We start from the raw sequence: 23,384 nt of genomic DNA, 5'->3' as shown, positions 1-23,384 counted from the left end.
AAATTTAAATAATTCTAATCATCTTGTTCTAAATTTACTCAATCTACTTATTAAAAAAGCCCTCCATTTAGGAAGGCTTTTTTGTATAACCAATACTTTGATTTAAGTTATTTATACCAATCGAATAACTTAAATACGTATGGCACATAAGTCACTAATACCAATGATGAGAACAAGACAATAATTGGTAGCAACCAGCGCTCATAACGGAAGTAGAAGCTTGTATATTTCTCTTTCGCTTCAGCATCAGCAGCGTTCACTTCATCATCTCCGACGGACAACCGCGTAAGTAGATGGTTCAAGGCAACTGGTGGTGTTACGTAGCCAAATTCGAATGCAACCAACACAATCATCCAGAAATGAATTGGATGGATACCATTTTCGTATGCTACAGGTGCAATAGTTGCAGCAACTAAAATTACAGCACCAAATGGATCTGTACACATACCAATAATGGCAAGTAATAGCGCAATACATGCAAGTGAGATATAAATACTGCCCAAATGAGTCGGTAATAATTCGACCACTTCAGAGCGTTCAATTAAACCACCTACACTTGCAGACAATGCCATCAAGATAATTAAAGCACCGATATGGCCTACAGTTTCTGAGGTCGCAAAACGAAGTGCTCCACCAAAACCGAGACGGTATTGAGAGCTATGCGGATCATGCGCACGAAGAAATGGTGATTTTTGTTCGTGTTCACGAACAATCGCTTCATGAATATTGATTGCAGGCGCTTCTTTGGTCGCAACCAATTTGTCGTACAAGATCATTGCGATCAGGACTAATGGCAAAATTACTGGTGCAGTAAATTCGTTCATTCCTGTATCTAGTGCATATTTATAGATTGCAAGAACAACAGCAGTGATCAGGATGTATGGAATTACAGGTACAAAGGCACGCATCATGCCCGGAATCGCAACTTTTGGTGAATTCACACGGAATTTTTCTTCAGCCAAAAGTAGTGAAACGCCCAAGAAAATAAATGCAGTTAACCAAAATACATAAATACCATGCCCAAACAGCTCATCCGACGTAACATGACGGCTATCAAGCATTGCAATTAAAACGACCAGTAGACATGGACGTACAACTACCCCTAAAGAACCTGACATTGCAGACACAGCCAAAGCATATTGACGGCGAGCACCCGCATTCCAGACTTCTTTATAAATAATTGCACCTGCTGCGATAACGAAAATACCTGATGCACCTGTATAAGCTGTTGGTACAGCAGCAGCAATTAGAATTAACCAAGTTAAGGTTTCTGGTGCCAAGTTCCATGGACGAAGCACATTAAGGAACAAGTCCATAACGCGTGTTTGAGTTAAAAGCATACCTGCCCAAATGAACAAGGCAAGGTTTAAGAAGATACCCGAGAACTCAACCAATAAACCAAGGTAAATACCTTGCCCCATTGGGTAATCCATAAAGAATGTAAATACGATGCCTGTAATTAGGGCCATGTAAGCGTATAAAGGCACCGATAATAAGGCTAAGCCTATATTTCCGCCTTCACGCTTTGGTGGAGGTGAAACAAATAATTGATACAAACTAATTAAAGTCAGAACAACAAATAGAATCATCCAGATCCAGTAAATCGTTACTGTTTCATAGGTAGGTGTTACCCCAGAATTTATGACTGAACGATACTGACTAATGACAGAGGTACTAAGCAGCGCATTACCAATCAACATAAACAAGGAATACACTTTGTAATCTATTTTTGTTGCCGGATTACGCAAACCAATATGGTGATATTTCAACGATGCAGTAATCGCAGAAATCAGAACCATAAAGACTAGTAAAATGGCACGGTTCTCTGTACCGAATTTAAAAATACCAAAGAAACCAGTTTCAATAGCACGATAAGTACGTACCCCTGGATTAGCTTCGATATATTTAATAGTTTTATCATATGCCTGATATTTTTCATCACATTGTTGCTGCGCTGCGAGTAGTGATGCACGGACATCACTTTCCGATGCTGCACCAAAGAAACTCGCGAAATCATCAGACGCGTTCGCTTTCATTTGTTCTTTTACTTGAGCCTCGATATTTGGATGTCGATCACAAGTTGGCTTTTCAGGCTCAGCACGCAAAAAAGAATATTGCATACCTGTAGCAGGGTCGCCATAAAGACGTTCCCCGATACGTAATAATTGTCCGTGGATCATTTCCCCGGTACCAATAATTAGCGTCATTAATAGCAGAATGAGGATGACGAATGTTGAGATCCATTCGTTCCAGATATAACCCAGCAGACCTAATCCAGATCTTTTTTCTTGATGTTCTTGCATAAATATTCCAATTTTGTTCTCTCAAGTCCCTAAAAATTAAAGAATTGAGTCATGCAATTTTTCTTGGTCAGGGGTTAAATCCATCCCCCTTCTACCAATCCCTTTATTCAACGATCAAATTTGCATCAAACTTTGTTAATAAAGAATGACTAAAATCTCTTTTTTAACAGTTTGTATTGTCAATGTTTCTTTTTTAATCTCTGAAAAAGCCAATAGCATCCTCCAAAGATTGCGCCACCAATTGCTCCATATAGGTGAGCTTCAGTTAAAACTGGACTCCCTATTAACTGAGCGGTCCCTGTTTGCCCAAAAGTGTTTTCCCATATAAGTTTGGCAATAATTAACCCTAAAACCAGCAAAGCAAAATTTTGCTCTTTACGATATTGCAGATAGACCAAAGCAACCGCTGTATATAGTCCATGTAAGACACCAGACAGACCTGCGTAAGCTTCGATATAAGGTAAATAAAAGTAGAACACCAAACTAATAAAAGGTGGCAATAGCAAAAGTAGACTTAGAAGATGCCATGCTTTTGTATGCGGAAAGATAAAGGGTAAACAGGCGAATGCCATCATATTTAAAAGGAAATGAACCCATCCAACGTGTACCCAATGTGCAGTCCATAAACGCCAGAATTCGCCAAGTAAACTTTCGCGCCAATAAATAAAAGTATCGGGAAACACCTGTAGACAAGCAGATATGGAAATGCACACTGCGACCAAAAGCACTTTACTATTCAGTACATGATCCTTCATGGCACACTCCTTGAAATTAAACTCCTTACGATTATTGTAGAACTTAACAATAGACTCGCAAGAAGTTAGTCTTTCAAATATTCTTTACTGCGCTGCTGGTGGAGCAGATGAATCAGCAGGAACTTCAGAAGCGGCTCCCCCATCAAACAACTCATCTAGCTCTGCTGCACCTTCATTCTTATCATCCCAGAAATGAGACATACCATCATCTCCGGTACGTACACCAGTATGTTCAGTCCAGTAACGGTCAGAGATACCACGTACAATAAGGCCAGCCATACTATCAATTAACTTAAAGTTAGGATTGACAGGTTTGTCATCAGCTTGAGACGCCGCATAAGATCTTAATGCATCACGGATTTTTGCATCATCACCGCTTGCTTGAGCAGCTACCGCATATAAGGCATGAGATAGGCGAACACCTTTTTTCTCACCAATCTGAATTGACTGTTTTAAAGTTTGGTATGGATCAGGCTTCCCCTCATCAGCACCTGGCAATAAAGTCCAGATAACGGCACGCGTTGCGTTAGGTGCTCCCCAGAATTTTTCATTATCTAGACAAACCATGCCACGCTCTACAATAGCAGCGATATCTTTAGGAACATTGACTGCGCCGCCTGAGTTAATATCGTTGGTCACAGCCTGAAGACCACTGATCATGCCAAGTAAATAAACGGTTTGATCAGTATCATTACGCATCGTTGGGCAAGAGTCACCTAAGTGATATTTATATTTAGATTCCCAACGATCAGCAAATAATTTATAGCCTGTATACTGACGTTCAGCTGCAATTGCTGCCCAACGCTTCTGTGCAATACGTGCATCTTGGGCTTCTGTCACTTGACCTGCTTTTGAAGCACGTAAATAACGCAGTTCTTGTTCTAAAGCTTGATTTTCCGCACATACACCTGATGCTGCATACATTAATACTGCAACACGTGTCGGATCTGCACCCATCCCTTTGGTAGACATGATTGCAGGCGTTAACGCACTACCGGTATTACATACCATTTCAGCATCTTGCATTGCCAAAATAGGTGGAACGACGTGCTTTTCCGTAAAACCTAGAGCAACATTTGCTCCGGTTTTCACGACGTATGAACAACCTGATAAAACTGAAGCTGCAAGAAAACTCACCGCCAAACCTTGGCTTATTTTTTGGACTTTAGACATCTTCCTGTCCTCTATGTAATTTGTTTTTTCCTTTTCAGATGTACATTAGCAGATGCATATCTTGAATAAAAGAGTAATTACTCTAATTGTAGCGCTTATACTTTGACACACTTCACAGCAGATAAAATTGACAGTTTTTCGAGGAAACAGAAATTTTAGGCAAAAAAAAGTAGCATTGCGACGGTTCAGCACATGCTACTTATTAACTGGGATAAGCTTTTAACGGCTTATATTATTTTTGTTCTATATAATCCTTAAGTAAAGTTCCTGCTCTTCCTACTACTACAGCCATAACAACTGCAATTAACAGAAACATCCACATTGAAATCTCCATGAGAGACCTCCTTACAACAATCGCACCCAGTTATAAACTGGACACTTGATGAAATTAATCGATTAACCAACTTTAATAATTGATTGATCGACGACCTTGCATCCTCTGTCTCTTAACCTTGTTAAAACTAACTTTGTTAAGATGTTCCCTGAGTAAAGTTCCTGCTCTTCCTATCACCACTGCCAGAATGATGGCAATGACCAAGAACGACCATGTTGGCATCTCCATTTTGAGACCTCCGACACACTTTACGTTGGTGTTTGTACTTTAACCGATCAAATAGCTACCCATAGGTGAAATTGTCAGACAATTGTCTTTCCTTGGCTTTTTTCTATATTCTAATTAGACAATCCGAAGTTTAATGAAGAAAAAAATTATTAAGTTTTTGTTTTTTATGGTTTTTAAATAAATATACAATTGTAGAATTGTCGAACAATTAATAGAGTTTTTCTAAAACTTTTAATCTTTTCCACTGCTGAATAGGAAGCTGATCGAACCAAACAATAGCTATATTCGTAGGAGTCTCTTCAAAATAAATAACTACAAATAACTGATAATCAATTATTTTAGTAATTTCTGCACGGTAAATTTCTTTTTTTGAAAAATATGCAACCGACCATAATTTTTGATCTAAATATTCAATTTGAGATATTTGTGCTTGCTTTAAAAAGAAAATAAAACCAATAAATAGAAGAATGACAGCGCATAGCCACCACATGGGTGTTAATAATTGATAAAGCAGGATTGCTAAACCCAAACCAACAAAAAGCTGAAATATTACCGAGACACGACTATATTTCAGCTCAAAATTTAATTCTTTTATCAAAACAGTTTAGCCATGCACATACTGTTTTAGTTTATAAATAAATTCACGTAACTCAGTACGTGGAGGCTCAGAAACCTCCATGAACCAATCTAATAGATCCGGATCTTCTTGATCAACTAACTCTGCAAATAATGCTTTTTCTGCCGGATCAGCTTTTAAATAATAATTTTTTACATACGGGTCAAAATAGACGTCAATTTCTTTTAAGCCGCGGCGTGCTCGATAAATTACTTTACGTTCTTCCAAGGTCATTTCGTCAGACATTTACGTCCCCATCTGTGTTGATAGTGCGCCTAGTTTACCTGATCACATCCTAAAGATCGCTAAAAATATCAAATTGACCAAATTTATCATCTTATTCGCATAATTGAGCATTCATCACATTGTGAGGCATGAAATGCTTACGTATGTTTAGGGCATAACATCACACCTGAACCAAGGAAGAAATACAAATGCAATCTGGTGCCATCCGTCCTATTCCAAATATGTTACCAAGACAATTATTCAATGAAGAACACGAAGCCTTCCGTGAAACAGTGCGTAAATTCTATGAAAAGGAAGTCGTTCCCAATATAGAGAAATATGAAAAACAGCAACATGTTGACCGAGATCTTTGGAATAAAGCTGGAGAACTAGGTCTTCTTTGCACCACAATGCCAGAGGAATATGGTGGCTCTGGGGTAGATCGCCTATACAGTATGATTCTTATAGAAGAACAAGCGTATGCGATGGACTCAAGTACTGGTTTTTCTCTACATTCCGATATTGTTGCTAATTACGTTAATAATTTTGGTAATGAAGAGCAAAAACAAAAATGGTTACCCAAAATGGCAACTGGAGAAGTTGTTACTGCTATTGCAATGACGGAACCAGGTACTGGTTCCGATTTACAAGCGGTAAGAACCACCGCCGTACTTGATGGTGATGAATATGTCATTAATGGCTCTAAAATTTTTATTACGAATGGCTACTTATGCGACATGGCAGTAGTCGTTTGTAAGACTGGCAATAGTGATAAAGGTTCGGCGAACTTATCCTTAATTATTGTAGAAGCAAATCGTGCTGGTTTTAGTAAAGGTAAACCTCTAAACAAAATTGGTATGAAAGGCCAAGATACCTGCGAATTATTCTTTGATAACGTTCGAGTTCCTAAAGAAAACCTTTTAGGCATGGAAGGTATGGGCTTTATCATGCTCATGAAAGAATTAGCATGGGAACGAATGTTAGTTGCTATTATTTGTCAGGCAGGTGCTGAAGCAGCATTTGCACATACCGTCCAATATACAAAAGATCGTAAGGCATTTGGTAAACCTATTGGTGCATTTCAAAATACGCGCTTTAAACTTGCTGAACTCAGAACTGAAATCGATTTCTGTCGTACTTATTTAGATCGTTGTATGGAATTACAACTTGAAGAAAAATTGAGTGTCGAAGCTGCAGCTGCTGCTAAATATAAAATTTCTGATATGTTCTCAAAGATTGTAGATGAATGTCTTCAGTTACATGGTGGTTATGGCTATATGCTTGAATATCCAATTGCACGTGCATACATTGATCATCGAGCAAATCGAATTTATGCAGGTACAAATGAAATCATGAAAGAATTAATTTCAAGAACACTTTAATACCTTCACAAGAAAAGGGGCATTACGCCCCTTTTTTTATTTAACAGGACTTAAGATACTAATTTTGGTTTACGCTCATTCGCTTCAGAACGCTTATGAAAATGAAGAATGCCATCTTCAAATTTTGCATTTTTCAAAGACTTTCTATCTTCTAAATAGTTATTAGTCACCTGCCATGGAGCACGCTTACCTTGTTTAGGAAGTTCATGTGCTGCACGATTAATATAACCTGATGATAGTTTACCCATTACAGTATCTTCTTCCATCACAGTCTTATCACCCGATGGAATCACTTCATCATAACTATTTTTGTCCATATAGTTTAATAAGCGACAAATATATTCGGCAGCGATATCTACTTTGAGTGTCCATGAGGCATTTACATAGCCAATAATCATAGCCATATTCGGTACATCACTTAGCATTATGCCGTTATAAAGCATATGTTCAGATGAGTTGATTGGTTTCCCATCAAGAGTCGCCTGAACTCCGCCCATAATCTGAACTTGTAATCCTGTTGCAGAAACAACGATATCAGCATCAAGATGTTTGCCAGATTTAAGTAAAATACCTTTTTCAGTAAATTTCTCGATTTGATCAGTTTCTACGCTCGCTTTGCCTTCACGTAAAATCTTAAACAAGTCCCCATCTGGCACTACACATAAACGCTGATCCCAAGGATTGTATGAAGGTGTAAAATGCTTCATATCAACCTTACCTTTAAGCTGCACTTCAATTGCTTTTAAAAGTAAACGACGTACAGTTTTAGGATGTTTCTGAGACAGCGCATAAATAGCGCGCTGCATACCAATGTTGCGAGCTCGAGTAAATTTATAAGCTGCCTCTTCAGACATAAATTTACGCGTTTTTTCATAGATAAAATCGATAGAAGGAACGCTAGCAATATATGTTGGTGAACGCTGCAACATGGTCACATGACCTGCCCCACCTTTAGCCATTGCTGGTACTAAAGTAATCGCTGTTGCACCACTACCAATAATAACCACCTTTTTACCTGTGTAATCTAAGTTTTCAGGCCAATGCTGTGGGTGAATAAGCTGCCCTTTAAATGCTTCTTGATTTGGGAAAGAAGGCGCATAACCCTGATCATAATTATAGTAACCTGTACAACCTACAACAAAGTTGGCAATCCAAGTCTGCTGTTTTTTATTGCTATCTTCGACTACAACCTGCCATTTTTTTGAAGCCGAATCATAATTAGCAGAAAGTACGCGATGACCAAAATGAATTTTTTCTTTTAATTTAAATTCACTAATTACTTCACCTAAATATCCTTTAATAGAAGCACCATCAGCTAATACATTCGCTTTACACCATGGTTTAAAGTTAAAACCAAAGGTAGACATATCTGAGTCTGAACGGATGCCAGGATAACGAAAAAGATCCCATGTTCCACCAAAAGACTCGCGACGTTCTAAAATCTCGAATTGTCGTTGTGGTGAATTTTTTGATAAATGGGCAGCGATTCCGATTCCTGAAATACCTGCGCCAATGATTAAAATATCAACTTGCTTTTGCATTTTATTTTTATACCCATTGTTGAGAATATAAGTTTATTAAAACACAATTTTGACAATACACAATGTCAAGTTTGACCGTTTATCTACTTTTTTATGTCACTTGAGGACATTTTTATAATTTTTTTTGTGACTAGAAATAAAAAAGACCGGTATAAAACCGGTCTTTTTTGAATAAAATCAATTATTCAGCTGAAGTGTTTACTTCACGATCTACAAGCTCAACGTAAGCCATCGGTGCTGCATCACCAGCACGGAAGCCCGCTTTAAGAACACGTAGATAACCGCCGTTACGTTCTTTGTAACGAGGGCCGAGTACGGTAAATAATTTACCAACAGTTGCAGCATTACGAGTACGAGCAAATGCTAAACGACGATTTGCTACAGTATCGTTTTTTGCTAGAGTGATTAAAGGCTCAGCAACACGACGTAATTCTTTAGCTTTAGGCACAGTTGTTTTGATCAACTCGTGTTCAAATAAAGAATTAGCCAAGTTTTGGAACATCGCTTTACGATGGCTGCTTGTACGGCCTAATTTCACACCACTATTACGATGACGCATGGTGATAGTCCTACTTAATTAACGGCTACGATAGGCAAAACGGTCGTCCATACGAAGACTAGCTGGTGGCCAGTTTTCAAGACGCATACCGAGTTGTAAGCCTTTCGATGCCAAAACATCTTTGATCTCTGTTAACGATTTTTTACCAAGGTTAGGAGTTTTTAATAACTCAACTTCAGTACGTTGAACAAGATCACCAATGTAGTAAATATTTTCTGCTTTCAAACAGTTAGCAGAACGAACAGTAAGCTCTAGATCATCTACTGGGCGAAGCAAGATTGGGTCAACTTCTTCACGAGGCTCTTGAGCAACTGGAGTTTGGTCTTTCTGAAGATCAACAAAAATTGCAATTTGTTGTTGCAAGATTGTTGCCGCTTTACGGATAGCTTCTTCAGGATCAACCGTTCCATTTGTTTCAAGGTCGATTACCAGTTTATCTAAATCGGTACGTTGTTCTACACGCGCATTTTCAACGGTGTAAGAAACACGCTTAATCGGGCTATAAGAAGCATCTAATTGCAAACGACCAACAGGACGTGTTTCACCTTCAGGGAAACGAGAATCAGATGTTTCATAACCACGACCTTGAGCAACTTTCAAGCGCATTTTTAATGAGCCTGAAGCACTTAAAGTACCGATTAAATGTTCTGGGTTAACCACTTCAACATTATGAGGTAAACGAAGGTCAGCAGCAGTAATATCGCCAGGACCTTGTTTCTCTAATGTTAAATATGCTTCATTTTGATCGAACAGCTTAATAGACAATCCTTTTAGGTTCAGCAAGAGCTCGACGATGTCCTGCTGCAAGCCTTCTAAAGTACTGTACTCGTGCTCGACACCTTCTATTTCTACTTCAACCACAGCAGCGCCAGGTAAAGAAGACAATAGAATGCGACGTAAAGCATTACCTAGAGTGTGGCCAAAACCACGCTCTAAAGGTTCTAGAATCACTTTTGCCGAGGTCCCGCTTACCGCTTCGACCTTGATCGCTTGCGGAGTTAGAAACTCGTTTGCAGTACGCGTCATTATTGCTACCTCAAGGATTATTTAGAATACAATTCTACAATCAAGCTTTCGTTGATTTCAGCAGGTAAATCAGAACGATCTGGTGCAGCTTTAAACGTACCTTCAAGCTTAGAATGATCAACTTCGATCCAAGCTGGAATACCACGTTGTGCAGCTAACTCAATCGCGTTTTTAATACGCAATTGTTGTTTAGCACCTTCGTGAACCGCAATTACATCACCAGCTTTAACTTGAATAGATGCGATGTTTACACGACGACCATTCAAAGTAATGCTACGGTGACTTACTAACTGACGAGCTTCTGCACGTGTAGAACCAAAACCCATGCGATAAACAACGTTATCAAGACGGCTTTCAAGCAATTTCAACAAGTTCTCACCTGTTGCGCCTTTAACACGAGCTGCTTCTTTATAGTAGTTACTAAATTGACGTTCTAACACACCGTAAATACGACGGACTTTTTGTTTTTCACGTAATTGTAGTGAATACTCAGATTGCTTACCACCGCGTGCCTGACCATGTTGACCAGGTGCTTTGTTAGCTTTTTTAGTTTTGACGTCAAATGGTTTAACGCCAGATTTAAGTTGCAGGTCTGTCCCTTCGCGGCGAGAGAGTTTGCATTTTGGACCAATATAACGAGCCATGAATGTTTCTCCTTACACGCGACGTTTTTTAGGTGGACGGCAACCGTTGTGAGGAATTGGAGTCACATCGGTAATGCTGTTAATCTTATAACCCACTGCGCCTAATGCACGAACCGCAGACTCACGACCTGGACCAGGACCTTTTACAAGGACATCCAGATTTTTCAAACCGTAATCTAAAGCTGCTTTACCAGCAACTTCAGCAGCTACCTGAGCAGCAAACGGAGTTGATTTACGTGAACCACGGAAGCCTTGTCCACCTGAGGTGGCCCAAGCCAATGCATTACCTTGACGATCAGTAATCGTAACAATGGTGTTATTAAAAGACGCGTGAATGTGTGCAACACCTTCAGAGACGGTACGAGTGACCTTCTTGCGTGTGCGAGTATCTTTAGCCATCTTTTAGCTTCCAGAAATCTTACTTTTTAATCGGTTTGCGCGGACCTTTACGGGTACGTGCGTTAGTTTTGGTGCGTTGACCACGGACAGGCAAGCTGCGACGATGGCGAAGGCCGCGGTAGCAACCCAAATCCATTAAACGTTTAATGTTCATGGAAATTTCGCGACGTAAGTCACCTTCGGTAGGAACCTTAGCAACTTCTGCACGAATCGCATCAAGCTGAGCATCGTCCAACTCACGGATCTTAGTAGTTTCAGTAATACCAACTGTAGCTAAGATATTCTTAGCAGTGTGGCGACCGATACCAAAGATGTAAGTGAGGGAGATAACAGCATGCTTGTTATCCGGAATGTTTACACCGGCAATACGAGCCATTCACTTTCTCCAAAAAGGCAGTAGAGATAATCAACCGCCCCACAAAAATCTTGAGGGGCGGATATTAACCCAATTCGCCTACTGAAATCAACAGGTCTTGATTAGATTAACCTTGACGCTGCTTATGACGAGGTTCTGCGCTACAAATTACGCGAATAACCCCATTACGACGGATAACTTTACAGCTACCACAAATTTTCTTTACAGAAGCTTGTACTTTCATGATGAAACCTCTAAGTGCGCTTATCCCTTAGGATGAGCAGTCGTTTTTCTCATTAATGTTTGATTATCATATTGATGAGATGTTAAATGCGCTTGTAGCTGAGCCATAAAGTCCATAACCACGACAACTACGATCAATAGTGAGGTACCACCTAAATAGAATGGAATCCCAAAAGAACTTTGTAGAATCATTGGCATTAAACAAATGACCGTAATATAAATCGCACCAATAAACGTCAAACGATTAAGAATATGATCTAAGTAACGAGCAGTTTGCTCACCTGGGCGAATACCAGGCACATAAGCTCCGCTGCGTTTTAGATTTTCTGATACTTCCTTAGGGCTAAATACTAAAGCCGTATAAAAGTAACAGAAAAAGATAATTAACGCACCAAAGAGCACCAAATACAAAGGCTGTCCAGGCGACAATACTAAAGCTAAATCTTGTAAGCTGCTTTTAATAAAACCAGCATTTGGATCTGCACTTCCCACCCATTGACCAAGACTTGCTGGGAACAAGAGTAGAGAACTTGCAAAAATCGCAGGAATAACACCAGCCATATTAATTTTTAATGGCAAATGCGTCTGCTGTGCTGTAAATATACGACGCCCTTGTTGCTTTTGCGCATAGTTTACTGGAATGCGACGTTGTGCTTTTTCAATAAACACAATAGCTGCCAATACACCTAGAGACAAAAGACCAAAGATTACAAGACCAATCAAACTTGTCTGACCATTATCTACAGAAGAGATAGATTGCATAATTAAATTAGGCAAACCAGCAACAATACCTGCAAAAATAATCATTGAGATACCATTACCGATACCTCTTTCTGTGATCTGTTCACCTAGCCACATTAGGAACATTGTTCCCGCAACTAAAGAAGTAACAGCAGGTACGTAAAATGCAAGGCCATTTGTCAAAGTAATACCTTGACCAATTAAGCCAGCACACATACCAACAGCCTGAACCACAGCAAGTAGTAATGTACCCTGACGCGTATATTGATTAATTTTACGCTTACCTTGCTCACCTTCCTTTTTCAAGGCTTCAAGTGATGGAATTACAGTAGACATTAACTGCACAATAATTGATGCAGAAATGTAAGGCATAATTCCTAAAGCAAGAATAGACATTCGCTCTAAAGCACCGCCAGAAAACATATTGAATAGCCCAAGAATAGTTCCTTGGTTCGCATGAAATAAATTTTCTAACGCAGCATTATTAATGCCTGGTACTGGAATATGCGCTCCTAGTCGAAAGACCAGCAATGCACCGATTAGAAAACTCATCCGGCGAATAATTTCACGGTATTTCACATGAAATGGCTGACCTTTCATCATGTTGACATGACCTGAAGAACTAGGAGACATAGACACTCGAGATTACTCCTCGACTTTACCGCCAGCTGCTTCAATCGCAGCTTTAGCGCCTTTAGTCAATGCAACACCTTGAACAGTGAATGCACGAGTGATTTCACCAGAAAGTACGATACGAGCACGAATTTGGTCACGACGAACAACATTCGCAGCTTTCAAAGTCTCTAGGCTAACGATGTCGCCTTCAACTTTGCTTAACTCAGATAAACGTACTTCAGCAGTTTTTAAAGCGATTTGGCTAGTGAAACCGAATTTAGGTAAACGACGATAAATCGCTGTTTGACCGCCTTCAAAGCCTGGACGAACGCCACCACTTTTACGTGATTTTTGACCTTTGACACCACGGCCACCAGTCTTACCAACGCCAGAACCGATACCACGGCCTAAACGACGGTGTTCACGTTTTGCACCTTCTGCAGGCGCAAGTTCATTTAAACGCAGAGTCATGGCTTATTCCTCTACACTAACCATATAGTAGACTTTGTTGATCATACCGCGGTTAGAAGGCGTATCTTGCACTTCTACAGTATGACCAATACGACGCAGACCTAAACCTTGTAAGCAAAGCTTGTGATTTTTCAAGCGATGTGAAGAAGATTTAGTCTGGGTAACTTTAATCGTTTTCATGATTGATTACCCTTGAATTTCTTCTACTGATTTACCACGTTTCGCAGCGACTTTCTCAGGAGAAGTCATATCACGCAAACCTTTGAAAGTTGCGTTTACTACGTTTGCAGCATTAGTAGAACCATAACATTTAGCAAGTACGTTATGTACACCTGCAGCTTCTAGAACGGCACGCATAGCGCCACCAGCGATTACGCCAGTACCTTCAGAAGCAGGTTGCATATATACACGGCTTGCACCATGACGAGCATTCACAGGGTGTTGTAAAGTAGTACCTGCAAGGTCTACAGTAATCATGTTGCGACGTGCAGCTTCAAGTGCTTTAGAAATAGCAGCTGGAACTTCACGAGCTTTACCACGACCAAAACCAACACGACCATTACCATCACCCACAACAGTTAATGCTGTGAAAGAGAAGATACGACCACCCTTAACAACTTTGGCTACACGATCAACGGCAACCAGCTTTTCAACAAGACCTTCGTTTTGTTCAACTTTAGCCATGATTAGAACTCCAAGCCGTTTTCACGAGCAGCATCAGCCAAGGCTTTGATACGACCATGATATTTAAAACCAGAACGGTCAAATGCAACTTTAGTTACACCAGCTGCTTTCGCACGCTCTGCGATTAAAGCGCCTACTTTAGTAGCTGCATCTACATTACCTGTAGTACCGCTACGTAAAGATGCATCCAAAGTTGAAGCTTGTGCTAAAACTTTGCCACCATCTGCTGAAATAACTTGAGCATAGATGTGACGCGGAGTGCGGTTTACACACAAACGAGTCGCACCCAATGCACGAATGTGCAAGCGTGTGCTTTTCGCACGACGCAAACGGGATTGTTTCTTTTCGTTCATAAGAACCTCGCGCCTTATTTCTTCTTAGCTTCTTTACGAAGAATGACTTCATCCGAATAACGAACACCTTTACCTTTATATGGTTCAGGAGAACGATATGCACGGATTTCTGCCGCTACTTGACCTAACAACTGCTTGTTTGCTGATTTCAAAATGATTTCAGTAGCAGTTGGAGTTTCCGCTGTTACACCTTCAGGTAAAGCGTAGTCAATTGGGTGTGAAAAACCAAGGTTAAGGTTTACAACAGTACCTTTAACCGCAGCTTTATAACCAACACCAACTAGCTGCAACTTACGTTCGAAGCCTTCACTAACCCCTTTAACAAGGTTATTCAATACAGCGCGAGCAGTACCAGCTTGCATCCAAGCATCTTTCGATTCTTTAACTGGAGCAAGTTGAAGTTTACCTTCTTCCTGTTTTAGCTCGACCAGCGCATGCAGGTTGAAAGACAATGTACCTTTGCTGCCTTTCACTTCGACCTGCCGGCCGTTCTGAGTAACTGCTACACCATTAGGTACAGTTACTGGGGCTTTAGCCACACGAGACATGAGGAATCACCTATTAAGAAACAAAAGCAATAACTTCACCACCAACGCCCGCAGCACGTGCAGCGCGATCAGTCATGATGCCTTTGCTTGTAGAAACAATTGCAATACCTAAACCTTGCTTAACGCTTGGAAGTTTATCTTTACCACGGTATTGGCGAAGACCTGGACGGCTTACGCGTTTAACCATTTCGATAACTGGTTTGCCTTCGAAATATTTTAAAGTAATTGTCAAAGTAGATTTTGTCTCTTCTTGAGCAACTTCTACATTTGAAATATAACCTTCTTGTTGAAGTACGTTTGCAATTGCAACTTTCAACTTAGAAGAAGGCATAGAAACAGTTTGTTTCTTAGCCATTTGTGCGTTACGAACACGTGTTAGCATGTCGGCAACGGTATCTTGCATACTCATTTAGTCGCTCCTTACCAGCTTGCCTTAACAACGCCTGGTACATCACCCTGCATTACTGTGTCACGTAATTTGTTACGGCTTAAACCGAACTTACGGAAGTAACCATGAGGACGACCAGTTAAACCACAACGGTTACGAAGACGTACCGGAGATGCATTACGTGGCAATGCTTGTAACTTTAACATCGCTTCGAAACGCTCTTCTTCACTTGCATTTACGTTTGCAATCGTAGCTTTTAATTCAGCACGTTTTGCAGCGTATTTAGCAACTGTTTTTTCGCGTTTCAATTCGCGATTAATCATACCTTTCTTAGCCATATCGACCTCTTATTTGAACGGGAAGCCGAATGCACGCATAAGCGCACGGCCTTCGTCATCGGTGCGAGCAGTCGTAGTAATAGTAATATCCATACCACGAATACGATCAATCTTATCGAAATCGATTTCAGGGAAAACGATTTGCTCTTTCAAACCCATTGAGTAGTTACCACGACCATCAAATGATTTCGAAGAGAAACCACGGAAGTCACGGATACGAGGGATTGCGATTGAGATCAAACGGTCCAAGAATTCGTACATTTGGTCGCCACGTAAAGTAACTTTACAACCAATCGGCCAACCATCACGGATTTTGAAACCAGCGATAGATTTACGAGCAAGTGTAATTACTGGTTTTTGACCAGCAATTAATTGCATGTCGACTACAGCGCCATCCAATAATTTCTTATCAGTTGCAGCTGCGCCTACACCCATGTTAAGGGTAATTTTTGTGATGCGTGGAATTTCCATCACGTTCTTAATGCTAAGTTCTTCTTGTAACTTTGCTTTAAGTTCATCATTGTAACGTGCTTTAAGTCTGGCCATTGCCTTTTCAACCTATTACTTCGCTACCGCCACTGATTCACCATTTGATTTATAAACGCGAGTTTTCACGCCATCAATCACTTGGTAACCAACACGGTCAGCCTTCTGGGTTGTAGCATTTAAAATTGCCACGTTTGAAATATGAAGCGAAGCTTCTTGAGTAACAATACCGCCTTCAGCGCCAGTTACACGATTCGGCTTTTGATGCTTCTTCACTAAGTTAAGGCCTTCAACCTTAACGCGGTCTTCAGAAACAGACAATACAGTACCCTGTTTGCCTTTTTCTTTACCTGCGATCACGATAACTTGATCGCCTTTTTTAATCTTAGCCATGATTGCCTCTTATAGAACTTCAGGAGCCAATGAAATGATTTTCATGAACTGTTCAGTACGAAGTTCACGAGTCACTGGTCCGAAGATACGAGTAGCAATCGGAGCTTTGTTGTTGTTCAGGATAACTGCAGCATTATCATCAAAACGGATCACAGAACCATCTGGACGACGAATGCCGAATTTAGTACGAACTACAACCGCATTCATCACGTCACCTTTTTTAACACGTGCGCGTGGGATTGCTTCTTTTACAGTAACTTTAATAATGTCGCCAACAGAAGCATAACGACGATGTGAACCACCAAGTACTTTAATACATTGTACGCGGCGAGCACCACTGTTGTCTGCTACGTCGAGCATAGTTTCGGTTTGAATCATTGCCCTACTCCAAAACCGAGCATCACCGGTCACAATTTCGAAAGGCTCAAAGAGTACTCGAAATTGACCGATGATGCAACAAGAACGTCGAATTACTCAGCAGCTGCTTCAACTACTTCCACTAAAGTCCAAGCTTTAGTTTTAGAAATTGGGCGGCTTTCTTTAATGGTCACAACATCACCAAGCTTAGCAACATTGTTTTCATCATGAGCGTGTAACTTAGTTGAACGGCGAATTGACTTGCCATACAACGGGTGTTGAACGCGGCGTTCGATAAGAACAACAATAGACTTGTCCATTTTGTCGCTTACTACTTTGCCGGTTAACGTGCGGACTGTTTTTTCACTCATTGTCCGTTCCCCTGTTTTTCGGTAAGGAGTGTCTTAATACGAGCAATTGTCTTACGAGCAACTTGCACTTCATGCGATTTACCCAACTGACCAGTTGCTTTCGCCATACGAAGACGGAATTGGTTAAGCTGTTGCTCATCAAGCAAAGCTTTCAACTCTTCTACCGATTTTTCACGTAGATCTTTAGTTTTCATTACATTACCGTCCGAGTCACGATAGTGGTTTTAAACGGAAGTTTAGCAGCAGCTAAAGCAAATGCTTCACGCGCCAACTCTTCGTTCACACCTTCAATTTCGTACAGGATCTTACCTGGTTGGATCTGGCAAACCCAGTACTCCACGCTACCCTTACCTTTACCCATACGCACTTCAAGAGGCTTTTGAGTGATTGGCTTATCCGGGAATACGCGAATAAAGATTTTACCACCACGCTTAATACGGCGGCTAATAGTACGACGTGCAGCTTCAATCTGACGAGCAGTCATACGACCACGTTCAGTTGCTTTAATTGCAATCGAACCAAATGATACTGTACTACCACGATGCGCTAGACCAGTATTACGGCCTTTGTGCACCTTACGGAATTTGGTACGTTTAGGTTGCAACATGGATTATTCTCCCTTGTCAGCAGCACGGTCACCGCGACGACCACGACGCTCTTGACCTTCACCACGACCACGACCACGTTTAGCTGGACGATCTTCAGCAGGAGCAGGGTTCATGACTTGTTTCATGCCACCTAAAATCTCGCCACGGAAAATCCAAACTTTAACACCAATCGTACCGTAAGTTGTTTCTGCACGCATAGTTGCATAGTCAATGTCTGCACGCAATGTATGTAAAGGCACACGACCTTCACGATACCATTCTGTACGAGCAATCTCTGCACCACCTAAACGGCCAGACACTTCAACTTTGATACCTTTAGCACCAGCACGCATAGTGTTTTGAACCGCACGCTTCATAGCACGACGGAACATTACACGCTTTTCTAATTGAGAAGCGATTGCTTCAGCAACTAAACGCGCATCTAAGTCTGGGCGATCAATTTCGTTGATACTTACTTGCGCTGGAACACCCATAATGCTGGTAAGTTCGCGCTGTAATTTTTCAATATCTTCGCCTTTTTTACCGATTACGATACCAGGACGAGCTGTGCTAATAGTTACTTTAGCAGCGCCCGATGGACGTTCGATAAGAATGTTGCTTACCATCGCATTCTTAAGTTTTTTAGTTAAAAACTCACGAACTTGAAGATCTTTAAGCAAGTATTCAGCGTATTGTTTCGGATTCGCATACCAGTTAGCGTTATGACGTTTCACAACACCTAGGCGGATACCGATTGGATGAACCTTCTGACCCATATCAAACCCCTACCTTAACGGTGATGTGACAAGTACGCTTAGTAATACGATCTGCACGGCCTTTAGCACGTGGCATAATACGTTTAAGGCTCATGCCTTCGTCAACGTAAATCGTAGAAACTTTAAGATCGTCAACATCTAAACTGTTATTGTGTTCAGCGTTTGCAATCGCAGATTCCAATGCTTTTTTTACTAAAACAGCAGCTTTTTTATTGCTGAAGTTTAAGATATTTAAAGCATGCGCAACAGATTTGCCGCGAATAAGATCTGCAACCAAACGTGCTTTCTGTGCCGAGATAGCGGCACCGCGTAATTTAGCAGTTACTTCCATCATGACACCTATTAACGTTTAGATTTCTTGTCAACACCGTGACCACGATAGGTACGAGTTGGCGCGAATTCACCGAGTTTATGACCAACCATATGCTCAGTAACAATTACTGGAACGTGGTTACGACCATTATGAACAGAAATTGTTAAACCAACAAAATCTGGAAGGATCATCGAACGACGAGACCAAGTTTTAATCGGCTTGCGAGAGTTACTAGCAACAGCCGCTTCAACCTTAGCGAACAAGTGCGCATCGACGAATGGGCCTTTTTTCAGAGAACGAGGCATTAGTCAGATTCCTTTACTTGACGCGACGGTCGCGAATAATCATCTTAGTCGTACGCTTATTGGTACGTGTCTTGTACCCTTTAGCTTTTTGACCCCATGGGCTTACAGGTTGAATACCTTTGTTACGCCCTTCACCACCACCGTGCGGGTGATCAATCGGGTTCATCGCCATACCACGTACGGTAGGACGAACACCACGCCAGCGCGAAGCACCAGCTTTACCCAATGAACGAAGGTTGTTTTCTTGGTTAGAAACTTCACCAATTACAGCGCGGCATTCAACATGTACTTTACGCATTTCGCCTGAACGAAGACGAATAATTGCGTAAGAACCATCACGACCCAACAACTGAACAGAAGCACCAGCAGAACGCGCTAATTGCGCACCCTTACCAATTTTAAGTTCAACGTTATGAAGTGTAGAACCGATCGGCATATTACGAAGTGGCAAGCAGTTACCTGGACGAATTGGAGCATCGTTACCAGATTGTACTTTATCGCCAGCACGTAAGCCTTTAGGTGCGATGATATAACGACGCTCACCATCAGCATATTTCAACAAAGCAATATGTGCTGTACGGTTTGGATCGTATTCAATACGCTCTACAACAGCTGGGATGCTGTCTTTGTTACGTTTGAAGTCAACGATACGATAGTGTTGTTTATGACCACCACCAACGTGACGAGTAGTAATGTGACCGTTGTTATTACGACCACCAGTACGTTTTTTAGCTTCAACCAACGGTGCGTAAGGAGCGCCTTTGTGAAGATGGTCATGAACCACTTTCTCTACAAAGCGACGTCCTGGAGACGTTGGCTTACATTTTTGAATCGGCATAATTTTCGTCCTTATTCCGCTGCGCTTTCAGCGGTATCGCCCAAGTCAGCCATTTCAACATCTTGGCCAGCTTTCAGGGTGACGTATGCTTTTTTAACATCAGAACGGCGTCCCAATGTACGACCAAAGCGCTTAGTCTTACCTTTAGTAATAGTTGTGTTAACTTTAACAACTTCTACACCAAAAAGTTTTTCAACTGCTTTTTTGATTTCAAGTTTAGTAGCATTGATGTCTACTTTAAATACTTGAACACCAACAGTATCACCTAATACTTGTGCCTTTTCTGAGAAGACTGGTCCTTTTAGGACTTGATAGATACGTTCGTTGTTCATCCGAGTTCTACCTCAATTTTCTTAGCAGCAGCTACAGACATCACAACTTTATCAAACGCGATCAAGCTTACAGGATCGATTGCAGTTGCATCTACCACATCTACATGCGGAAGGTTGCGTGCTGCAAGATATAAGTTCTCATCTACAGCGTCAGTAACGATTAATGCACGAGCAGCATTTAAGTCGTTAAGCTTTGCAAGCAATTCTTTAGTTTTTGGAGCTGCAACTGCAAACTCTTCAACTAATACAAGACGATCTTGGCGAACAAGTTCAGCTAAGATACATTGCATTGCACCGCGGTACATCTTACGATTTACTTTTTGAGACCAATCTTGTGGACGAGCAGCAAAAGTTTTACCACCGCCAACCCAGATAGGGCTACGAATAGAACCCGCACGAGCACGACCAGTACCTTTTTGACGGAATGGCTTTTTACCACCGCCAGAAACGTCTGCACGTGATTTCTGAGCACGAGTACCTTGACGACCACCTGCTAAGTAAGCAGTAACAACTTGGTGTACAAGAGCTTCGTTAAATTCACGTCCGAAAGCAACTTCAGACAATTCAACAGCAGAGCCGGAAACAGTTTTCAAATTCACGGTATTTCCCCTCAGGCCTTGATGGTAGGACGTACAATCACGTCACCGCCAGTTGCACCAGGAATTGCACCTTTAACAACTAAAACAGAACGTTCAGCGTCAATAGATACGATTTCAAGACCTTGTACTGTTACGCGTTCATCACCTAAGTGACCAGCCATTTTCTTGCCTTTGAACACGCGTCCAGGAGTCTGGTTTTGACCTGTAGAACCTAATACACGGTGAGAAACTGAGTTACCGTGGGTAGCGTCTTGAGTACGGAAGTTCCAACGTTTAACACCACCTTGGAAACCTTTACCTTTTGATTGACCAGTTACGTCAACAATTTGACCAACTGCGAACAAATCAACGCCAATAGTACCGCCAACTTCACGACCTTCAAGCTCAGCTTCAGTAACACGGAACTCTTTAACTAAACGACCAGCAGCAACACCAGCTTTCGCGAAGTGACCTTTCTGAGCGTTAGTTACGCGAGATTCGCGACGTTCACCAGTAGTTACTTGAACAGCTTGATAACCATCAGTTTCAAGTGTTTTGATTTGCGTAATGCGGTTTGGATCGACTTCGATGACTGTAACAGGTACAGAAACACCTGCATCTGTAAAGATGCGAGTCATACCACATTTGCGACCGACTAAACCAATAGCCATGTGCATAAACCTCTAAAAAAGCGGCCTAATTAACTTAGAAGTTAATCAACCGAAAGCCTTAACCCAAAGCGATCTGAACATCAACACCAGCCGCAAGATCTAATTTCATCAATGCATCAACAGTTTTATCTGTAGGTTGAACGATGTCGATCAAACGTTTATAGGTGCGGATTTCGTACTGGTCACGCGCATCTTTGTTAACGTGCGGTGAAGTAAGAACGTTGAAGCGTTCGATGCGAGTAGGCATCGGAATTGGACCACAAACTTGTGCGCCAGTACGCTTAGCGGTTTCTACGATCTCTTGAGCAGATTGATCAATCAGACGATGATCAAAAGACTTCAAACGGATACGAATTCTCTGGTTAGACATACCAGTAAACTCCAAGCCAAACATATAAAGAATCACCCTTGACGCATCTCACCCATTGGTAAGTGTCAAAGGCAGTGAAAATCACTAAGGTCATGATCGATGCCACGACTGTAATGCACATTTACTACTTTCTTCGCAGTAAATGCCCCTCCTTTTGAGGGTCGCCCATTATAACGATTGTTTAAGTCTTATGCAATTCTCTTTTTCTATTTTTTGTTCAAAACGTGCTTTAACCTAGCATTCATAATTCATCTAGGCATTTATGACAAACTCAATCGCTTTATTTAAGAGTTGATTACCTTGTTCAAATTTTTGTGCTTCTGAATATTGTAGTTCACTCACAGGCTGAACATATTCCCCATTAAAAATAGATAGCTCTTCTTCATTTTCAAGCAACAGTTCTAACGTTGCTGGTGTCATTTCTGGATGAAATTGAAAACCGAGCACATTTTTTCCAATTTGATACATCTGATTACGACAAGCTATATTCTCGGCTAAGTGTATAGCACCTTTGGGTATTTCAAATGTCTCGCTATGCCACTGCATCACCTTTATCTTTTCAGGTAAAGGAAAGCTGTCTTGAGGTAAATTTGCTACTCTTTGAACTGTCGACCAGCCAAGTTCCTGATAGCGGTTTCGACTAACTGCCGCCCCAAGTGCATTAGCAATTAGCTGCCCACCCAAACAGAGACCTATTGCAGGCTTTCCAGCTGCTAAGTAACGACGCAACCATCTTTTCTCTATCTTAAGCCATGGATAATTCGCCTCATCATTTACACTCATGGTGCCACCCATGACTAATAATAAGTCAACCTCATCAATTTGTGGTAAAGCTTCTATTTCAAGTGACCGATCAACCGGAAGTGCAAAAAACTCCGTAGAACTAATAGTCGCGTGGTGAGCTTTTAAAAATGAATAACAACTCCCAAAACCCTCACCCGCGATATGTTGAAAATAATGAACTCTTAAATGCGACTTCATGCGCTTAAACCTATTGTTGTTAGAATGTTGTAGTGGTCTTTGCAAAAATAAAGCCAAGTTTTTGTTTTATAGGTCTACTGTAACGAAACGTCTTACAAAACTTTA

Annotated in this window: 35 protein-coding genes and 1 pseudogene; 1 reads left to right on the top strand and 35 read right to left on the bottom strand. The window is 41.1% G+C overall.

From position 1 onward, the window contains the following. Nucleotides 1–107: 107 nt before the first annotated feature. The 5 genes from ACYU0V_RS02330 to ACYU0V_RS02310 form a co-directional block, all read right to left on the bottom strand. Nucleotides 108–2,303: a TRAP transporter large permease subunit gene (locus ACYU0V_RS02330; protein WP_017400431.1), complete on the bottom strand. Its 2,196-nt coding sequence runs from the start codon at nt 2,301–2,303 to the stop codon at nt 108–110. 179 nt (nt 2,304–2,482) lie between these two features. Beyond that, nucleotides 2,483–3,058 (bottom strand): rhombosortase, encoded by a 576-nt coding sequence (gene rrtA / locus ACYU0V_RS02325; protein ID WP_069121974.1) that lies wholly within the window; start codon nt 3,056–3,058, stop codon nt 2,483–2,485. Between the two features lie 84 nt (nt 3,059–3,142). After that, nucleotides 3,143–4,231, bottom strand: coding sequence for a hypothetical protein (locus ACYU0V_RS02320; RefSeq protein WP_014207738.1), 1,089 nt, complete (start codon nt 4,229–4,231; stop codon nt 3,143–3,145). A 770-nt stretch (nt 4,232–5,001) separates the two neighbouring features. After that, nucleotides 5,002–5,391 carry a hypothetical protein gene (locus ACYU0V_RS02315; protein ID WP_130119844.1) on the bottom strand — a complete coding sequence of 130 codons (390 nt, stop codon included), beginning with the start codon at nt 5,389–5,391 and terminating at the stop codon, nt 5,002–5,004. A 6-nt stretch (nt 5,392–5,397) separates the two neighbouring features. Continuing rightward, nucleotides 5,398–5,655 (bottom strand): FAD assembly factor SdhE, encoded by a 258-nt coding sequence (locus tag ACYU0V_RS02310; RefSeq protein WP_002117064.1) that lies wholly within the window; start codon nt 5,653–5,655, stop codon nt 5,398–5,400. 188 nt (nt 5,656–5,843) lie between these two features. Here ACYU0V_RS02310 and ACYU0V_RS02305 point away from each other — a divergent pair, with 188 nt between their 5' ends. Then, entirely contained in the window at nt 5,844–7,016 is a 1,173-nt protein-coding gene (locus tag ACYU0V_RS02305) for an acyl-CoA dehydrogenase family protein (protein WP_069121981.1), read from the top strand. A gap of 50 nt (nt 7,017–7,066) precedes the next feature. Here the strand turns inward: ACYU0V_RS02305 and ACYU0V_RS02300 are convergent, their stop codons facing one another. From ACYU0V_RS02300 to ACYU0V_RS02155, 30 genes and pseudogenes are all read right to left on the bottom strand, one after another. Beyond that, nucleotides 7,067–8,557, bottom strand: a complete 1,491-nt coding sequence (locus ACYU0V_RS02300) for a flavin-containing monooxygenase (RefSeq protein ID WP_276124759.1) — start codon at nt 8,555–8,557, stop codon at nt 7,067–7,069. Between the two features lie 181 nt (nt 8,558–8,738). After that, nucleotides 8,739–9,116, bottom strand: a complete 378-nt coding sequence (gene rplQ, locus ACYU0V_RS02295) for a 50S ribosomal protein L17 (RefSeq protein WP_002049717.1) — start codon at nt 9,114–9,116, stop codon at nt 8,739–8,741. Between the two features lie 18 nt (nt 9,117–9,134). Beyond that, entirely contained in the window at nt 9,135–10,142 is a 1,008-nt protein-coding gene (locus ACYU0V_RS02290) for a DNA-directed RNA polymerase subunit alpha (protein WP_002116730.1), read from the bottom strand. 17 nt (nt 10,143–10,159) lie between these two features. Then, on the bottom strand, nt 10,160–10,786 hold the full coding sequence (gene rpsD / locus ACYU0V_RS02285; RefSeq protein WP_000135204.1) for a 30S ribosomal protein S4: 627 nt from the start codon (nt 10,784–10,786) through the stop codon (nt 10,160–10,162). 12 nt (nt 10,787–10,798) lie between these two features. After that, nucleotides 10,799–11,185, bottom strand: a complete 387-nt coding sequence (rpsK, locus tag ACYU0V_RS02280) for a 30S ribosomal protein S11 (RefSeq protein WP_001040166.1) — start codon at nt 11,183–11,185, stop codon at nt 10,799–10,801. 19 nt (nt 11,186–11,204) lie between these two features. Then, nucleotides 11,205–11,561 (bottom strand): 30S ribosomal protein S13, encoded by a 357-nt coding sequence (rpsM, locus tag ACYU0V_RS02275; RefSeq protein WP_000090816.1) that lies wholly within the window; start codon nt 11,559–11,561, stop codon nt 11,205–11,207. A 106-nt stretch (nt 11,562–11,667) separates the two neighbouring features. Beyond that, on the bottom strand, nt 11,668–11,784 hold the full coding sequence (gene rpmJ / locus ACYU0V_RS02270; protein WP_000867907.1) for a 50S ribosomal protein L36: 117 nt from the start codon (nt 11,782–11,784) through the stop codon (nt 11,668–11,670). A 20-nt stretch (nt 11,785–11,804) separates the two neighbouring features. After that, nucleotides 11,805–13,124 (bottom strand): preprotein translocase subunit SecY, encoded by a 1,320-nt coding sequence (secY, locus tag ACYU0V_RS02265; RefSeq protein WP_170249219.1) that lies wholly within the window; start codon nt 13,122–13,124, stop codon nt 11,805–11,807. Nucleotides 13,125–13,169: 45 nt separating this feature from the next. Next, nucleotides 13,170–13,610 (bottom strand): 50S ribosomal protein L15, encoded by a 441-nt coding sequence (gene rplO / locus ACYU0V_RS02260; protein ID WP_002116985.1) that lies wholly within the window; start codon nt 13,608–13,610, stop codon nt 13,170–13,172. 3 nt (nt 13,611–13,613) lie between these two features. Continuing rightward, nucleotides 13,614–13,790 carry a 50S ribosomal protein L30 gene (gene rpmD, locus ACYU0V_RS02255; RefSeq protein ID WP_000849088.1) on the bottom strand — a complete coding sequence of 59 codons (177 nt, stop codon included), beginning with the start codon at nt 13,788–13,790 and terminating at the stop codon, nt 13,614–13,616. 6 nt (nt 13,791–13,796) lie between these two features. Beyond that, on the bottom strand, nt 13,797–14,294 hold the full coding sequence (gene rpsE, locus ACYU0V_RS02250; protein WP_001141025.1) for a 30S ribosomal protein S5: 498 nt from the start codon (nt 14,292–14,294) through the stop codon (nt 13,797–13,799). A gap of 2 nt (nt 14,295–14,296) precedes the next feature. Beyond that, nucleotides 14,297–14,647 carry a 50S ribosomal protein L18 gene (gene rplR / locus ACYU0V_RS02245; RefSeq protein WP_002049741.1) on the bottom strand — a complete coding sequence of 117 codons (351 nt, stop codon included), beginning with the start codon at nt 14,645–14,647 and terminating at the stop codon, nt 14,297–14,299. A gap of 14 nt (nt 14,648–14,661) precedes the next feature. After that, nucleotides 14,662–15,195 (bottom strand): 50S ribosomal protein L6, encoded by a 534-nt coding sequence (gene rplF, locus ACYU0V_RS02240; protein ID WP_002116801.1) that lies wholly within the window; start codon nt 15,193–15,195, stop codon nt 14,662–14,664. A gap of 13 nt (nt 15,196–15,208) precedes the next feature. Further along, complete coding sequence (gene rpsH, locus ACYU0V_RS02235) at nt 15,209–15,604, bottom strand: 30S ribosomal protein S8 (RefSeq protein ID WP_002049732.1); 396 nt, start codon at nt 15,602–15,604, stop codon at nt 15,209–15,211. A gap of 11 nt (nt 15,605–15,615) precedes the next feature. Next, nucleotides 15,616–15,921, bottom strand: coding sequence for a 30S ribosomal protein S14 (rpsN, locus tag ACYU0V_RS02230; protein WP_002049689.1), 306 nt, complete (start codon nt 15,919–15,921; stop codon nt 15,616–15,618). Between the two features lie 9 nt (nt 15,922–15,930). Next, nucleotides 15,931–16,467, bottom strand: coding sequence for a 50S ribosomal protein L5 (gene rplE, locus ACYU0V_RS02225; protein WP_044119300.1), 537 nt, complete (start codon nt 16,465–16,467; stop codon nt 15,931–15,933). A gap of 15 nt (nt 16,468–16,482) precedes the next feature. Next, entirely contained in the window at nt 16,483–16,800 is a 318-nt protein-coding gene (gene rplX, locus ACYU0V_RS02220) for a 50S ribosomal protein L24 (protein ID WP_002116820.1), read from the bottom strand. Between the two features lie 9 nt (nt 16,801–16,809). Beyond that, nucleotides 16,810–17,178 (bottom strand): 50S ribosomal protein L14, encoded by a 369-nt coding sequence (gene rplN, locus ACYU0V_RS02215; RefSeq protein WP_001982634.1) that lies wholly within the window; start codon nt 17,176–17,178, stop codon nt 16,810–16,812. A gap of 92 nt (nt 17,179–17,270) precedes the next feature. Then, entirely contained in the window at nt 17,271–17,528 is a 258-nt protein-coding gene (rpsQ, locus tag ACYU0V_RS02210) for a 30S ribosomal protein S17 (RefSeq protein WP_002116661.1), read from the bottom strand. Then, nucleotides 17,525–17,722 carry a 50S ribosomal protein L29 gene (gene rpmC / locus ACYU0V_RS02205; protein WP_000849928.1) on the bottom strand — a complete coding sequence of 66 codons (198 nt, stop codon included), beginning with the start codon at nt 17,720–17,722 and terminating at the stop codon, nt 17,525–17,527. Before rpmC ends, rpsQ begins: the two co-directional genes overlap by 4 nt. Continuing rightward, nucleotides 17,722–18,135: a 50S ribosomal protein L16 gene (gene rplP, locus ACYU0V_RS02200; RefSeq protein ID WP_002049688.1), complete on the bottom strand. Its 414-nt coding sequence runs from the start codon at nt 18,133–18,135 to the stop codon at nt 17,722–17,724. Before rplP ends, rpmC begins: the two co-directional genes overlap by 1 nt. Beyond that, nucleotides 18,075–18,891 (bottom strand): annotated as a pseudogene (rpsC, locus tag ACYU0V_RS02195) (30S ribosomal protein S3). The gene rplP and the pseudogene rpsC overlap by 61 nt, the downstream one beginning before the upstream one ends. A 1-nt stretch (nt 18,892) precedes the next feature. Then, nucleotides 18,893–19,222: a 50S ribosomal protein L22 gene (gene rplV, locus ACYU0V_RS02190; RefSeq protein ID WP_001982638.1), complete on the bottom strand. Its 330-nt coding sequence runs from the start codon at nt 19,220–19,222 to the stop codon at nt 18,893–18,895. An 11-nt stretch (nt 19,223–19,233) separates the two neighbouring features. After that, nucleotides 19,234–19,509: a 30S ribosomal protein S19 gene (gene rpsS / locus ACYU0V_RS02185; RefSeq protein WP_001138119.1), complete on the bottom strand. Its 276-nt coding sequence runs from the start codon at nt 19,507–19,509 to the stop codon at nt 19,234–19,236. Between the two features lie 13 nt (nt 19,510–19,522). After that, on the bottom strand, nt 19,523–20,347 hold the full coding sequence (gene rplB, locus ACYU0V_RS02180; RefSeq protein ID WP_002049686.1) for a 50S ribosomal protein L2: 825 nt from the start codon (nt 20,345–20,347) through the stop codon (nt 19,523–19,525). 11 nt (nt 20,348–20,358) lie between these two features. Beyond that, a complete protein-coding gene (rplW, locus tag ACYU0V_RS02175; protein WP_002049693.1) occupies nt 20,359–20,679 on the bottom strand; it encodes a 50S ribosomal protein L23 in 321 nt (106 codons plus the stop codon). Next, the gene (gene rplD / locus ACYU0V_RS02170; protein ID WP_002049755.1) at nt 20,676–21,278 is read right to left on the bottom strand and encodes a 50S ribosomal protein L4; all 603 of its coding nucleotides are present in this window, start codon (nt 21,276–21,278) and stop codon (nt 20,676–20,678) included. The genes rplW and rplD overlap by 4 nt, the downstream gene beginning before the upstream one ends. Nucleotides 21,279–21,289: 11 nt before the next feature. Next, on the bottom strand, nt 21,290–21,928 hold the full coding sequence (gene rplC, locus ACYU0V_RS02165) for a 50S ribosomal protein L3 (RefSeq protein WP_014207747.1): 639 nt from the start codon (nt 21,926–21,928) through the stop codon (nt 21,290–21,292). A gap of 58 nt (nt 21,929–21,986) precedes the next feature. Further along, nucleotides 21,987–22,298 carry a 30S ribosomal protein S10 gene (gene rpsJ / locus ACYU0V_RS02160; RefSeq protein ID WP_000070912.1) on the bottom strand — a complete coding sequence of 104 codons (312 nt, stop codon included), beginning with the start codon at nt 22,296–22,298 and terminating at the stop codon, nt 21,987–21,989. Nucleotides 22,299–22,550: 252 nt separating this feature from the next. Then, a complete protein-coding gene (locus tag ACYU0V_RS02155) occupies nt 22,551–23,279 on the bottom strand; it encodes a type 1 glutamine amidotransferase (RefSeq protein WP_002116949.1) in 729 nt (242 codons plus the stop codon). Nucleotides 23,280–23,384 lie beyond the last annotated feature (105 nt).

It is taken from the genome of Acinetobacter sp. X9, assembly GCF_054889255.1.
The sequence above is the reverse complement of the archived record's forward strand: the minus strand, read 5'-3'. Positions and strand labels throughout refer to the sequence as shown.